We start from the raw sequence: 14,099 nt of genomic DNA on the forward strand, positions 1-14,099 counted from the left end.
TCATTCGAGGTATTATTCACAGTCGAACGCTGTTCATCACTATCACAACACGGTGATCTATGTGAATTCAAGTTCATTTGTAGTATCTCCTCTGGTTAAGATGTTCAGGCCTTCACCGTGTCCCCTCCATTACGATGGGCGTTTGGCTACTCGGCAACTGCTCCTGCGTTGCTCTACCTTCTGCATCCATGCAGTCGTATGCCGTCTGCTGACTTCTGATAAATCACTCTAGCGATTACTCGATAAAGCGCGTCGAAACTAACGCTTGTTTACTGCTATTTCGCTCGCTGTAGGTCGCAGCAACCAGAGCGCCAAGGGTTGAACAACCAGTCCCTAACTGGTAATCTCCAAGCGTTAGCGCGGATGCGTGTTTATCAGATCCCCCCCCCTTTTTTACCAATAAAGAACAGGTGCATCGACTTTCTCTGCACAACTGCATCATTTACGGTGGCCGTTAGATCACATGACTTCGCTATCTTGTGCTAGCTCATCTCCAGCCTACGCCTCATATGATGTTTTTGTTCATCAGCTCGCACTTATTTTTATAAAGAATGCTAGCGGCTTCCTCCAGACTATCTCTCACGATTTAGCCCTTGCCATTTGCGAGTGTCTATCGTTTAATAACAGTGTGTTATTTAAACGGTGATCTTCCTACAGAGGACTTTCACCTCATAAGTCAATGCCCATGTCGGGCGTACACAAGTTGCTCAAACGGACGCTAAACAGTTGGTTGGTGTTCGTTCCTCACTATTTTAACCAACTATTTTTCGCCGCTTAGCAAGGCGTTGAGGCTGTAGAATTACTCTTTTTTAAGAAAAACAGCCTGTTTTATGGGTTCCAAATGCATTACCTAATGCTTTAAAAACGCTTAGAGTTAATTATAGGAGCTCGTTTTTTAATTGAATTTGGCTGTTAGAGTTATTCTACAGCCTCGTTGTGGCTGTAGAATTACTCTTTTTTAAGAAAAACAGCCAGTTTTATGGGTTCCAAATGCATTATCTAATGCTTCAAAAGCGCTTAGAGTTAATTAAAGGAGCTCGTTTTTTAATTTAATTTGGCTGTTGGAGTTATTCTACAGTCTCGTTATATTCCTAGAGGTAGTATGGACGATACGGTAGAAATAAATAGAGAAAACCTTCTTCGTTGGGGTCGCAACAATGATGTATACATAGATTATTGCGAAGTAGATAATTAACTCTTTCTCAGACTTAGCTGCCATTCGCTAGGCGATATTAAGTAACCTGTGATCGGCTTAATAAAGGGTTCTCTAGCAGTATTTATATAACATCTTCGTTAAATTTACTTGCAATAGGTTAGCTATTGACGCGAAATTCACCTCAAATTAAGAAAAACTATCAAGCTAGATATCCATAAAAATAACTTTCCCGATATGTCCACTTGTTAAATATCTCTTAAACCGAGTTCAGGTTAAGTAAACTGATAATGGTCTGCTTGCCAAGTCTTTGATAAAATAAACCATACACTTGGCTTTAGTAGTTTATTTATGCATCCACGAGGGCGTATCAAACTTACTATACATTAACGAATTTTTTATGCGCTATTATTTTGAAAAGTATTATTTTGATCAAGATACTTTTACACTTTACTACAACGAAAAACCCAAAGCTTTAAAAGGTAATGAAGCAAAACTATTAGCTTTATTTATCAAAAATACCGATAAAATTCTGAGTAAAGAAACTATCCTCGATGAAATTTGGGGGCAGCAATCAGTTTCTGAACAAGTTGTTTTTCAGAATATTAGTCAATTACGCAGTGTTTTTGGGAGCAGTGCGATTAAAACCTTTCCTAAAAAAGGCTATCAATGGCAGTTGCCTTTTGAAGTCAAAGAAGCAAGTGAAGCAGAAAAACTAAATGAAGTAGCGACTAAAAGTAGAAAGCCTCAAACTTATTTGTACTTTATTGCCTCTTTGCTTTTAATTGCAATGTCTATCCTTTTATTTTGGCTCAGTGATAATGCCTCTCAAAATAAAGTCGCCAGTAAACTATACCTGCTCCCTTTTTCGATATCTGCCGAGTTAGATAAAGAAAGGGTTGCACATTTTGAAAAACGAATAGCCGAAAATGCAAATTATCTTGGCGATAATCCGCGGTTAGCTTCACTAGATACAACTGCTTTATTTCGCTATTCAGATATGACGAGAGAAAATGCAAAACTAGATGACCAGTCAATGTTGATTTCGGGTTATCTATCTTCTTTTAATGAGAGTTTACTTTTTGAGTACAAACTACTGGGAGTTAAACGGGACTGGCATGGTTTTGTTATTGCTAAAAACGAAACGGACTTGGCTAGCTCACTTAATGATACTATTGAGAATGTTCAGCGAACAGGTTACTTGAATGAGCCTAACCCAAGGGTATTAAGCGCAAAGTTGCAATTACTGTTAGAGCAACAACCTCAGGTCCCCTCCGTTATATATCATGTTATTAAACAGCAGATTGGTAACCAACAGTATGATATTGCGAAAGCTTTAATCGAAAAACTGATTGAATTCCCTCATCAAGGACCACATTCACCTTACATTGCACTCGGGTTGTACCTCAAAGGGGGGGTTTTTCACCAACAAGGAGAATATCACTATGCGTTGAAGTATTATCAGCGTGCATTAGCTAAAGTAAAGGAATCAAAGTTTTCAGATATTGCTTATAAAATAGAAATATCATTAGCGTGGCTTGCCTATGCAAAACATCAGCCTGCTCAGTTACAGAAGCATATAAAAAAGGCGAGTGAATATGCTAGCAAGAAAGGTGATGTTATAGCACAAGTCTCAGCCCACACAACAGGATCAATTTTGTCGCATAAGTTGGGAGACTTGGTAAACCGTTATCAATACTTAAATACTGCTAAGTCACTACTAATTACTCATAATATTGATGACGCTTATTTTGCTACTATTTATTATCATCTAGCGTTATTCGCATCGAGTCCGATTGAAGCAGAGTCATACTATTTAAAAACGTTAAGTTTACCTAAATTATCAAGTTATCAATGGCTTTATGAAAGCTGTGTTGAAGATCTATTCACTTGGTATATAGACAATGAAAGGTGGAAAGATGCATTATCTTTGTCAGATTCGCAGCCAAAAAATAGTTTTAACCTTAATCAAAAAGCGAAGCTATTGCGTGCTCAAAAAGATAATGTTGCGGCAATTAGCGTAGCTAAGCAAGCGTTTAATAACGCAAGATTAACTTACCAGCACAATAATGCGTTGCATGCTTCACTGCTCCTGTATCAACTGCAAAAGTTTACTAGTGACCCCAACACGCCAGAATACAGGAACTATATTAGGGAAAATGCGTCAGTGTTTTGGTTAGAGAAGCACAAAGCAGAGCTGATAAAGCTAGACTATTTTGAGACGTAGTTGCTACGAACTACGTCTCAATTTTGCTAAAATATATTGCTGTGTCAGCTTTTAGTTGAGCTAAGTAGCTTATGGTAATTTAAGCTTTCACCCATTTTTAAGGTTTTTACCGTAAAGTTTGGTGTCGACTGTTTAATCGCTAAATCGAGTCGTCTTAAAGGCTCATGCACATGCTCACAGCCTAAGGTCCACGTGCCATAACCCCAAGGAACAAAAACCTTACAGCCTAAATCTTCTGCGGCTTGTATTGCGTCTTCGGGAGACATATGTACACGTCGCTTTCCTTCATGGTAAGCGACTATTGGCATTAGGCAGACATCCATTGGACCCATTTTAGCTCTTATATCTTTGAATACATCGCTATAACCTGTATCTCCGGCAAAATATACTTTATATTCACCATCATCCAGCATCCAGCTCCCCCATAAACTATCATCGGTATCAAAAATTCCTCTTGAAGAGTTATGGTTACTAGGTAAAAAGTGTACTTGGGTTTTACTGTGTTGGGTTTGCGTATACCAATCCATTTCGGTTGTTGGTCCAACGCTGTAATCTACGTCACTACTACTGTCTAACGGTAAGTACAAATGTGTTCTTTCACTGAATTCATTTAGAGTTTTATTACTTAGGTGGTCGAAATGGTCATGTGAAATCAACACACCAGAGACAAAGTCTAACTCTTTAGCTTTAACAGGGGCCTCGCCAAGGCGAACAAACGACGTACTCATACTTTGCCCTAACCAACCTAAAAAACCATCAAACTCATGAAAAACAGGGTCGGTAACAAACGCATCATTATTCATTTGTTGAATTAAAAAGCTGGCATGTCCTAACCATGTTATTTCACCTTGCTTATGCTCATCAATTTTAATGTCTGAGTAAACTAAATCTGCGAAGTTGTAACCATAACTTTTACTGTATTTATGCGATGGCACGGGATCAAGAAAAGCTCTCTCAACCACCATTTTTTCTTCTGGTTTTAGTAAATCTAAATCATCATTGATGTGGTGCGGGCCGTTTCCAATAAAGTGGCTTGGAAAAAGGTTCTCGTAAGGTGCAGTACTTGTTTTTCGTTCTGGGTTTTCTATCCGCTCGATTTGGGAACTACAACCCGTTAATAGCATAAGGGAAATAATGTGAGAGAGTGTTTTTAATTTCATGATAAGGCGCTCTTTGTTAATTTTTCATCGAGGATAAAAAAAATAACAAATGAAGTCTTATTGAAAACTTATTTTAAGTTGAATAGAAAATGAATAGTTTTTTAATCCTTTAAAAACAGTTTGTTATGTTTTTAAAGGATTAAAAAGAAAGTAAAATAAAACCTTGTAATTAACTGCTTATCATATAAGTATTAGTCGGTATTATCTGTTGTTACAGCGCAAAGCGCCCAACTGATTGCATAACTGACTGCTAATTTTAGTCATTATAAATCACCTTCAGTGAAAAAGAATTAAACATGTTAAAACGTATTTTTGTAGTAGCTTTTGCTTGTTACTTTATACTTGGTTGCGCTAGTTCAAATCAACCCAGTGGTGTCTATAACCAGGCTGAGGCTAATGCCATAAAAGGTAAACATTGGTTGAAAATGAATCTCAAGCGCGAAGGAGTTATTGCTACCGATTCAAACTCATTGGGGTCGCGTCTTGCTTTTTGCCTTTGCCGCTCAAAAGACAAAATTAGGACTGAAATTAGTTTTAAAATATAAACCTTTCATTTTCAACATTATTAAAACATATAAACATTATTAACTTGTAACATATATTTAACCCCGATGCAGCACGAAGTGCCTCTGTGATCTCTGTGGTAAATTTGAATTATACGCCCTAAAAAACGACCTACAATTTAAACCAACCTACCAATCACACGCGTCAGCAAGCTCAGCGCCTACGCTTGACAAGATAATAGGACAGGCACAATTTTTAGAAAATTAGCGTTCTCACATTCAACCTTGTGGCTGTCCTTTTTTATACATAAATCCCTCTAATTACGCCTATTTACATTTTGCAAATAGCGTTTAGTTTATTTTCCTTGTTGATCATACCTAAATCAAACAGTTGCTGCGCTGTAGACTTGAGTAATTGATTTTCCTCTGGCGTTCTAGATTTTTTAATAACCAAGTTTGCATAGCTAATTTCAGCCGGTTTATTGCACGAGTTTTCTTTCTGCATTCAAAGCACTTTATCGCATGTGCATCAATCCAAAATTTTAATTGTTCAAACCAATATTGCTGCTCTTTGGCAACTGTACTGCCTTGTTCATAACATAGAAAAGCTGCAAAACACGATGCATTAAAAAAGGGGAACCCTTTTAAACCGAAATATGCCACTTAGCCACCTGTAATCCACTCTAAAACAGCCATTAAAACAACTGCACATTCTCTTTTTAAATTTTATGTAAACTAGCGATAACTGATTGAACCAAAATAGGAACTCAGCTATGGTTGATTCATCAATAAAAATAAATTTAAAACGAGTTAATCTACAGGCTCGTTAGGCATTTAGTATGAATCATCACGTTGATCATAAAATCGAAGCGTTTGTAAAAAAAACTAAACGGCCGCAGTTAAATGTAGCTATTTGGGATGACGGTACACAATCTCATGCCTCTTACGGTTTTAATAAAAATATTAATGTTGATGTATTTGAAATTGGCTCTGTAGGGAAAACCTTTACAGCTACTTTATTAGCAATACTTGCCAGGAACGGTGTTGTAGATATAGACGATAGAGTTGGGAAATATTGTCCTAATTTACCTATTGTAAAGGATATTACACTCAAACAACTAGTGACACACACTTCGGGCCTTCCTTCAGATCCGATTAAGGAAATAAATCTTTCTTATTCAAAGTTTATGTCAAGCGTGCTTAGCTTCAATAAGTCACAAATTGATGACTTTTTAAATGCCATTAAAAAGCCTCTTAAAACAGGTAAGTTTAAATACTCAAATTTAGGGATGGCACTGCTTGGAAATATTTTGGCTGAATGCCAAGGAACAACATACGAAGAAACTGTTAAAAAACATTTGTTAGATCCACTAGGTATGGCTGATACTCATGTAAGTGGTAAAGCTTATAATGCTCAGCGTTTAGCTAAAGGGCATAGTGCTAGTGGTAAAGAGTTACCTGATTTTAAATGGGATGGAATGGAACCAGCAGGTGTATGGCGATCAACAACTAATGATATGCTTCAATTCCTAAAGGCTCATTTAGGTTGTTTTGGTAACGATTGGAAAGCTTTGCTACAAGAGACAACATCACCTGTTTTCAACGAAGCCAAAATGGAAAGTATTGGATTTGCTTGGGCACTTGGTGAAAGTCAAGAATTAGGTGAAATAGCATGGCACAATGGTGGCACTTTTGGCCAGCATTCAATTGTTGTGTGTTGTAGAGATAAAAATATGGCAATAGTCATTCTAACTAACAAAGTACCAAAGCTATGGCATAGTTTTTTTTCTGGTTACAGCCTAGAGTCGCTATCAACAGGTATTTTGAAGTTGTTAGTTACTAATAAAGAAAGCATCGAGTAAATGCCTAATCTGGTAGCCGGAGGTCTCTAACCTCCAGCCCCCACACCACCCATCATGCGCTTTTTATTAACAGGAAGTGCAATGGGCGGTTCATCTCCCGTAATGAATATTGATCCAAATATCTCTCAATGACACTAAACCTTGTGACGCTAAGTAGTCATTGCCTAGCGCAATATTAATTCCTTTTGTTTTTGAGCTTCTAAAAGGGCCTTCGCTTCCAAGCGCCTACTTTTGGTACTGGTGATACCACAGGCTATGGCGAGTCGTTCGCTAACACCCAATTTCATTAAACTGCGTACTTTAGTGCGGGCTATTCCATGTAAAAATCGCCACTGCCGCCAGTAGCACATCCTTATCCTACGGCGGATCCAATGATCTAAATCCACTGTTAGTTGATAAGCGTTGGCTATTAGGTAGTAGTGTCCCCAGCCACGTAAATACTGTGTGAGTTTATGAATTTGTAGGGTCATTGAGATCCCCCAGTTGCGGTTAGTGAGTTCCCTGACATTTGCTTTAAATTTCTTTAGCGCCTGTTCGTGAATTTGCACTTGACCGTAACGAAAGGTAAACCCGAGAAATTTCGAGCCTGTTACTGGACCGACTCGACTTTTCGATTCGTTCACTTTGAGCTTTAATCGCTTAGTGATGAACGCAGTAATTTCCCGTTGGATTATTAGCCCTTCGCTTTTCGTTTTTACTAAAATGATTATGTCATCAGCGTAACGTGCAAACTTAAGGCGTTTGTAGGTTAGCTTCTTATCTAATTCATCGAGTAAAATATTGGAAAGTAAAGGGGATAATGGCCCACCTTGAGGGAACAGCAAATCCTCTTTTTATATTTTCACGTGAAAGTCAGTTGTCGATTGAATCAAAATAGGAACTCAGCTATGGTTGAAGCATCAATAAAAATAAATTAAAAACGAGTTATTCTACAGGCTCGTTATCTGATTCGGATAGTTTGTCGCAAATAAATATATAATTAATGGAATATCTATAAATGAATAAATTGAGTAAAGAATATTTAGCTGAATGTAAAAATGCTCTTAATATGGAGCAAACTCACAGCTTATCAACAACAGATAATTGGGCGCATGTTAATAGAGAACTTGTCCATCAAGACTGGGATATTCTGTATAAAAAATTAGCAGAGTACGTTGATGAAACAGCCGTTGATAATGAAAGTGTTCAAGCATTAATGAAAGAACACTTTGAAATAGCTTGTCGTTTTTATACCCCATCCAAAGAAGCATATATAGGCATGGGAATATTTTATAAAGAAAATGACGATATGAAAAAGTTTCATAATTCGTATCACCCAGAAATGGTTAATTATTTAGGTGATGCAATTGTCCATTACGCAGGTAGCCACTTATAAAATCACATAATCGGGTAGCCGGAGGTCTCTAACCTCCAGCCCCCACACCACCCATCATGCGGGTCCGCAATGGGCGGTTCATCTCCTGTAATGAATATTGATCCAAATATCTTTCAATGACACTAAACCTTGTGATGCTAAGTAGTCATTGCCTAGCGCAATGTTAATTCCTTTTGTTTTTGAGCTTCTACAAGGGCCTTCGTTTCCAAGCGCCTACTTTTGGTACTGGTTATACCACAGGCTATGGCGAGTCGCTCGCTAACACCCAATTTCATTAAACTGTGTACTTTGGTACGAGCTATTTCTTTGGAAAGAGCGCCACTGCCGCCAGTAGCACATTCTTATCCTACGGCGGATCCAATGATCTAAATCCACTGTTAGTTGATAAGCGTTGGCTATTAAGTAGTAGTGTCCCCAGCCGCGTAAATACTGCGTGAGTTTATAATGATCTTGTAGTGCATGACTACATATCAACGTGCTTACAGCACCTTGCTGAGCAGCCCGGTGACCTTGAACCGCTATTACCTTGGAATATTAAGCAAGGCTAGGTGTCGTTAGCTATACGCTTACAGATGAATTAATATCTTCAACAAAACATACTCCGTTCGCCGATGACTGGAAGTCTGGATTTCCAAAATATGGTGGTGTATATGTTTTATGGAAAGGTGAGTCTCCTAGATATGTAGGAGAGACATCAGGTGTTTTCAGTCGTATGTCAGATCTTATGCGACCTGTAAATCATGCCTTCACTAAAAAGATTGGTATCGAGGAAAACATTACTGACTTACAGTTATTAAGAAAGCACATATCTACTAATTACACATTATCATATATCTCAGTAGATATTGGACGTTCAGAGATCGAAGAATATTTAATTCTTAGGTGGCGTAATACATTGATAAATAAGCCGACAACGAGGTTGTTGGAAGGTGCGCAGTATTCTTGGGTGCAAGCCATTTAACAAGGCGTTTAAACGGAACAAAAACAGTGGGTTACGTTTCGCTTCGCTACACATTATAACCCACAATTTTTGTCCGCTTAACGCGGCGTTGTGGCTGTAGAATTACTCTTTTTTTAGAAAAACAGCTTGTTTTATGGGTTCCAAATGCATTACCTAATGCTTTAAAAACGCTTAGAGTTAATTACAGGAGCTCGTTTTTTAATTGAATTTGGCTGTTAGAGTTATTCTACAGCCTCGTTAGCAGTCAGGTTTTAGGATTAAGTTAAATGGAATTTTTTAAGCAAGTAATATATGAAATGTACGGTTTTACTTTACTGGAATTTCTTTTTTACGCCTTAGATGCACTTGTCATCTGCGCTTGTTTTATAGCTTTGTTAGTGGGCTCAGTTAAATTAAATCGTCGCGTTAACTCCAAGGATTCTCGGCTGCTCGTTTTCTCTTGTCTAACGGTACTGGTTCTAAGTGTCTTATCAGGTGTCGTATCAGAATATAGTTATCAAGAAAATGATTCCTTGTCTTTGACGGAGCTGCTAATGATTTACTCTCCATCAGTTGCAGTTGTATGTCTTACAATTAGTCTTCTTCGAGTTTTAAAAAGCTTAAGAGGTAATTTAAACAATGACTGCTAACAAAGCGCTTAAGCCTCTCCCTTCGGTCGCTGGGACGCCTATACGCGGGGCGGCTTCGCCATTATGCCCCACGTATCAGCACCCCTTAGCTTAAAGTTATACGCAAATATGAATTCGAACATTGTGCCACAAAATAAACATGATTTAGATGCATGCATTAACTTACAAGCTATCTCTAATTCGGAGTTGCCATTATATTTTGAGCAACTACTTCCATGGCTTAAAGATATTAATTGGCCAGTGGCATTACCTGTTGCGGAAAAACTATCACAGGCGAACGATGATTTAGTTCCGTTTATCAATGAAATCTTACTGGGTAATGATGATATCTGGAAGTGTAATGCCATTGAGTATTTAATTATGAAACTGAAACCACAAGTAATGGAATCAGCTTTAGTTGAGGTTGTTAAAATCATTAACTCTCCTACTCAATCTGAAATAGATGAAGGTGTTAATTTAATTGCAGGAGAAGCTGTGTTCTATTACAGTCATTGCGTATAATCGGTTAGCCGGAGGTTTCTAATCTCCAGCCCCCACACCACCCATCATGCGCTTTTTATTAACAGGAAGTGCAATGGGCGGTTCATCTCCCGTAATGAATATTGATCCAAATATCTCTCAATGACACTAAACCTTGTGAGGCTAAGTAGTCATTGCCCAGCGCAATGTTAATTCCTTTTATTTTTGAGCTTCTACAAGGGCGTTCGCTTCAAAGTGCCTACTTTTGGTACTGGTGATACCACAGACTATGGCGAGTCGTTCACTAACACCCAATTTCATTAAACTGCGTACTTTGGTGCGCGCTATTCTTTTTATCAAGAGCGTCATTGCCGCCAGTAGCACATTCTTATCCTGCGGCGGATCCAATGATCTAAACCCACTGTCAGTTGATAAGCGTTGGCTATTAGGTAGTAGTGTCTCCAGCCGCGTAAATACTGCGTGAGTTTATGAATTTGTAGGGTCATTGAGATCCCCTTGTTGCGGTTAGTGAGTTCTCTTACCCAGAGCAGTGGTGTAGTATCATTGAAGAACAACAAGCTAGCGATTTAACTATCACTGACTATTGCCAGCAAAATACTTTATCAAAAACAACTAGCGTTAATTACAGGAGCTCTTTTTTAATTGGATTTGGCTGTTGGAGTTATTCTACAGTCTCGCTATATTCTCTCACCTTCCGGTAGTTTTCCGTACGTATTGAATCGGTTCATTAAGTGCACTATAATCTACTCGTGATTACGGAGTTGTTCCGTACGTAGGAGGCATTATGGCAACAGCGCGCTTAGATATTCGTCTTGATGAAGAGATTAAAGCAAAAGCAGAAAAGGCATCGGCGTTACTTGGTTTAAAAAGTTTAACTGAATATGTGGTTAGGTTAATGGATGAAGACGCTACGCACGTAATTGAAGAACATGAGAGTATCGTTGTTAAGGACAGCGTCTTTGATGAATTTATGCATGCGTGTGATAAAGCTAAAACGCCAAACCAGGCTTTGCTTGAAGCGGCGAGGTTTACAGATGAGAGTTGCATTAAGTGAGTTGGGGTAAAGAGTTTGTTGAACTGAGTAAATCGAAACATGATCGCAATTCTTTTGATTGTGGTCAGCAAGAGTTAAATGTGTTTATCAAAACTCAAGCGGCTAAACATATGCAAGCGGGTATTAGCCGAACAATGGTGTTACCTAGTGTTCAGCCATTACTCAATCAAAAGTATGCGATTTGTGCGTTTTACAGTGTGGCGGCAAGCTCAATTTGCCGCGAAACCTTACCTGTGCAACTTGCAAAGAAGCTCCCTCGTTATCCCATACCTGTATTTTTACTTGCTCAGCTTGCTGTACATAAGGAGTATCACGGCTCTGGTTTGGGAAAGGTTAGCCTAATTCGGGCACTTAAGTACTTATGGGAAGTCAATCACCACATGAGAGCGTATGCCATTGTTGTTGACTGCCTTACTAACTCTGCTCAAGCCTTTTACACGAAATTTGGCTTTGAAGTGCTATGCGAGCATAATGGTCGAATTCGTATGTTTTTGCCAATGAATACGGCAGAACAGCTTTTTACTCAATAAGTTACGAACATAATCGGGTAGCCGGAGGCCTCTCACCTCCAGCCCCCACACCACCCATCATGCGCTTTTTATTAACAGGAAGTGCAATGGGCGGTTCATCTCCCGTAATGAATATTGATCCAAATATCTTTTAATGACACTAAACCTTGTGATGCTAAGTAGTCATTGCCTAGCGCAATGTTAATTCCTTTTGTTTTTGAGCTTCTACAAGGGCCTTCGCTTCCAAGCGCCTACTTTTGGTACTGGTGATACCACAGGCTATGACGAGTCGCACGCTAACACCCAATTTCATTAAACTGCGTACTTTGGTGCGTGCTATTCCTTTGGAAAGAGCGCCATTGTCGCCAGTGGCACATTTTTATTCTATAGCGGATCCAATGATCTAAATCCACCGTTAGATAATAAGCATAGGCAGGCTGAAAATGAGCTACATTGATAAGATGAAGGTCAAAATAGACAGTCTATTGGAACGACGACAATGTTTTATAAAGTAATGGTAAAAGACTCGGCAGTATTAAGCCTGTCTTTCTTGAGGTAAAAAGCGCAATATTACAGTCAATAAATAAAGGCATGAATAAATTGACCTTACGGACAAACGAATGTGAATGCATTCACTTTATTCTGCGGCAACTGTATTGCCTTGTTCATAATATAATAGAAAAGCTGCAAAACACGATGCATTAATAAGGGTAACCCCTTATCACTTTAAATAAACCACTCACACACCTGCAATCCCTTTTAAAACGCCCATTAAAACAACACCAAATCCTCTTTTTTATATTTACGTAAAATCGAAGTAACCGATTGAACCAAAATAGGAACTCAGCTATGGTTGATGCATCAATAAAAATAAATTAAAACGAGTTATTCTACAGGCTCGTTAGGCCTCATCTATTCCAGCATAGGTGCACAAGGATAATTAAGTGGATAAATTAAAGCACCAAATAAAAATGCAAGCTACCGCAAACGTTTTTCAAACTATGGGAAAGGAAGGCGCTGGACATAAAGTTATTGAACAATTTAAAAGCATGACTGATGCTCAGTTAAATATGCTTGGATCTTATGCAGGTATTAAAAATGAACACTTACCGATATATAGAAAATTAACTCGTGGTGAAGAAAGTGAGTTTATTGAAAAACTAAAAACCTTTCAAGATGAGCTGAAAACAGGAGATATTATTCTTGTTACAGGCACTTCGAACTCATCAAGAATATTAGCAAGCCTACAAAAAAGGGTTTACTCAAACGCCCGTTCGAGTCATGTAGTGATTGTTCAAGCTGATTTTATATGTATAGATGCAATGCCTAAAATAGGTGTTTCTCTCAAACTAATCCCTGAAGTTTTAAATGATGTAAAAGATGATTGGCGTATTATTAGATTTAAAGGTTTAAAAGAGAAAGACAATGAGGTACTTGGTAAGACATGCGCTTATTATATTGAGCAACCATATGTGATTTTACCAAAAAGAAAACCCGCCAAAAAATTCTCATATTGCTCTGAATTAGCACGTAAAGTTTATGTTGATAGTAAAATTAAAAATACTGGAATTCCGAATAATATAATTATAAAACCATGCGACTTCGATAAAATCGCTGACCAAAATAGTCAATGGCTAGATATAACAGACTCTGTTAAACCATACATAGAGTTCTGTAGAGAGTATGAAGATATATTAAAGTTTATATCTAAGAGCTTTACACAAGGTATAGACCTAAATCGACAACGATTTAGTGAGCGCAGAAAAACAAAAGAAAGCATATCAAAAATGCATAAAAAAGGTGAAATCTCATCTTCAGGCGCAGCTCAGATTAAACATAAAATAGAATCCCTTGAAAAATCATTAAACTATAAGTTTTGGGATAACCAATAAGGCCTAACAAGCCAATTCAGCAGGACAAGAAACAGTTGGTTTTGCTCCTGCGTGGCTAATTTTAACCAACTTATGTGGACTCCCTCTTGTCAACAACAAAAACTTTTAACACAAAGAAATAAATGCATACTTATGTACGAGCTCTAAACTGAGAAGCTATCTCTGGCTCTTTGATATTTACGCGAACTGGTTGTCAAATCTATAAAGCGAGCTAAAAGCTCTTAGTTGGCTACTGACTAAACCAGTTGATTTTTATCTTCGTTAGTGCATTTTTGTTGTTTGAACTCTTTTTAG

General features: G+C 38.1%; 12 protein-coding genes and 2 pseudogenes. 9 read left to right on the top strand and 5 right to left on the bottom strand.

Annotated elements, in window-relative coordinates; all coding sequences use genetic code 11:
- Positions 1-1,553 precede the first annotated feature (1,553 nt).
- Entirely contained in the window at positions 1,554-3,380 is a 1,827-nt protein-coding gene (locus ACJJVX_RS13655) for a winged helix-turn-helix domain-containing protein (RefSeq protein WP_054206926.1), read from the top strand.
- Positions 3,381-3,424: 44 nt separating this feature from the next.
- On the opposite strand, the gene ACJJVX_RS13660 is transcribed toward ACJJVX_RS13655, so the two are convergent.
- A complete protein-coding gene (locus ACJJVX_RS13660; RefSeq protein WP_054206925.1) occupies positions 3,425-4,540 on the bottom strand; it encodes an MBL fold metallo-hydrolase in 1,116 nt (371 codons plus the stop codon).
- A gap of 296 nt (positions 4,541-4,836) precedes the next feature.
- On the opposite strand from ACJJVX_RS13660, the gene ACJJVX_RS13665 reads away from it, so the two are divergent.
- Positions 4,837-5,085: a hypothetical protein gene (locus ACJJVX_RS13665; RefSeq protein ID WP_054206924.1), complete on the top strand. Its 249-nt coding sequence runs from the start codon at positions 4,837-4,839 to the stop codon at positions 5,083-5,085.
- Between the two features lie 289 nt (positions 5,086-5,374).
- On the opposite strand, the gene ACJJVX_RS13670 is transcribed toward ACJJVX_RS13665, so the two are convergent.
- On the bottom strand, positions 5,375-5,548 hold the full coding sequence (locus ACJJVX_RS13670; RefSeq protein ID WP_157756435.1) for a hypothetical protein: 174 nt from the start codon (positions 5,546-5,548) through the stop codon (positions 5,375-5,377).
- A 334-nt stretch (positions 5,549-5,882) separates the two neighbouring features.
- Between ACJJVX_RS13670 and ACJJVX_RS13675 the strand changes: the two genes are divergently transcribed.
- Positions 5,883-6,905 (top strand): serine hydrolase, encoded by a 1,023-nt coding sequence (locus ACJJVX_RS13675; RefSeq protein ID WP_054206922.1) that lies wholly within the window; start codon positions 5,883-5,885, stop codon positions 6,903-6,905.
- Positions 6,906-6,995: 90 nt separating this feature from the next.
- On the opposite strand, the pseudogene ACJJVX_RS13680 reads toward ACJJVX_RS13675, so the two are convergent.
- Positions 6,996-7,720: pseudogene (locus tag ACJJVX_RS13680) on the bottom strand (group II intron maturase-specific domain-containing protein); the annotation flags it as partial.
- Positions 7,721-7,902: 182 nt separating this feature from the next.
- Here ACJJVX_RS13680 and ACJJVX_RS13685 point away from each other — a divergent pair.
- Positions 7,903-8,280 carry a TipAS antibiotic-recognition domain-containing protein gene (locus tag ACJJVX_RS13685; protein WP_054206933.1) on the top strand — a complete coding sequence of 126 codons (378 nt, stop codon included), beginning with the start codon at positions 7,903-7,905 and terminating at the stop codon, positions 8,278-8,280.
- 258 nt (positions 8,281-8,538) lie between these two features.
- Here ACJJVX_RS13685 and ACJJVX_RS13690 read toward each other — a convergent pair whose 3' ends face one another.
- A complete protein-coding gene (locus ACJJVX_RS13690) occupies positions 8,539-8,754 on the bottom strand; it encodes a group II intron maturase-specific domain-containing protein (RefSeq protein ID WP_405631917.1) in 216 nt (71 codons plus the stop codon).
- Positions 8,755-9,978: 1,224 nt separating this feature from the next.
- On the opposite strand from ACJJVX_RS13690, the gene ACJJVX_RS13695 reads away from it, so the two are divergent.
- On the top strand, positions 9,979-10,371 hold the full coding sequence (locus tag ACJJVX_RS13695) for a DUF5071 domain-containing protein (RefSeq protein ID WP_064435954.1): 393 nt from the start codon (positions 9,979-9,981) through the stop codon (positions 10,369-10,371).
- Between the two features lie 82 nt (positions 10,372-10,453).
- Here the strand turns inward: ACJJVX_RS13695 and ACJJVX_RS13700 are convergent.
- Positions 10,454-10,871, bottom strand: a pseudogene (locus tag ACJJVX_RS13700) (group II intron maturase-specific domain-containing protein); the annotation flags it as partial.
- A 51-nt stretch (positions 10,872-10,922) separates the two neighbouring features.
- On the opposite strand from ACJJVX_RS13700, the gene ACJJVX_RS13705 reads away from it, so the two are divergent.
- The 4 genes from ACJJVX_RS13705 to ACJJVX_RS13720 all read left to right on the top strand — a co-directional run bounded on the left by ACJJVX_RS13705 (position 10,923) and on the right by ACJJVX_RS13720 (position 13,805).
- The gene (locus tag ACJJVX_RS13705; RefSeq protein WP_405631926.1) at positions 10,923-11,051 is read left to right on the top strand and encodes a hypothetical protein; all 129 of its coding nucleotides are present in this window, start codon (positions 10,923-10,925) and stop codon (positions 11,049-11,051) included.
- Between the two features lie 83 nt (positions 11,052-11,134).
- Positions 11,135-11,404, top strand: coding sequence for a DUF1778 domain-containing protein (locus ACJJVX_RS13710; protein WP_405631919.1), 270 nt, complete (start codon positions 11,135-11,137; stop codon positions 11,402-11,404).
- Entirely contained in the window at positions 11,401-11,934 is a 534-nt protein-coding gene (locus tag ACJJVX_RS13715) for a GNAT family N-acetyltransferase (RefSeq protein ID WP_405631921.1), read from the top strand. Before ACJJVX_RS13710 ends, ACJJVX_RS13715 begins: the two co-directional genes overlap by 4 nt.
- 923 nt (positions 11,935-12,857) lie before the next feature.
- Positions 12,858-13,805: a hypothetical protein gene (locus ACJJVX_RS13720; protein ID WP_405631923.1), complete on the top strand. Its 948-nt coding sequence runs from the start codon at positions 12,858-12,860 to the stop codon at positions 13,803-13,805.
- Positions 13,806-14,099: the final 294 nt, after the last annotated feature.

The organism is Pseudoalteromonas sp. Ld20, assembly GCF_045064175.1.
Classification (GTDB): domain Bacteria; phylum Pseudomonadota; class Gammaproteobacteria; order Enterobacterales; family Alteromonadaceae; genus Pseudoalteromonas; species Pseudoalteromonas neustonica.

Bases quoted from the DNA above. Each gene is read 5' to 3' on its own strand.
- ACJJVX_RS13685 (WP_054206933.1), top strand. From the start codon at position 7,903: ATGAATAAATTGAGTAAAGAATATTTAGCTGAATGTAAAAATGCTCTT.
- ACJJVX_RS13665 (WP_054206924.1), top strand. From the start codon at position 4,837: ATGTTAAAACGTATTTTTGTAGTAGCTTTTGCTTGTTACTTTATACTT.
- ACJJVX_RS13710 (WP_405631919.1), top strand. From the start codon at position 11,135: ATGGCAACAGCGCGCTTAGATATTCGTCTTGATGAAGAGATTAAAGCA.
- ACJJVX_RS13670 (WP_157756435.1), bottom strand. From the start codon at position 5,548: ATGCAGAAAGAAAACTCGTGCAATAAACCGGCTGAAATTAGCTATGCA.
- ACJJVX_RS13695 (WP_064435954.1), top strand. From the start codon at position 9,979: ATGAATTCGAACATTGTGCCACAAAATAAACATGATTTAGATGCATGC.
- ACJJVX_RS13655 (WP_054206926.1), top strand. From the start codon at position 1,554: ATGCGCTATTATTTTGAAAAGTATTATTTTGATCAAGATACTTTTACA.
- ACJJVX_RS13660 (WP_054206925.1), bottom strand. From the start codon at position 4,540: ATGAAATTAAAAACACTCTCTCACATTATTTCCCTTATGCTATTAACG.
- ACJJVX_RS13675 (WP_054206922.1), top strand. From the start codon at position 5,883: ATGAATCATCACGTTGATCATAAAATCGAAGCGTTTGTAAAAAAAACT.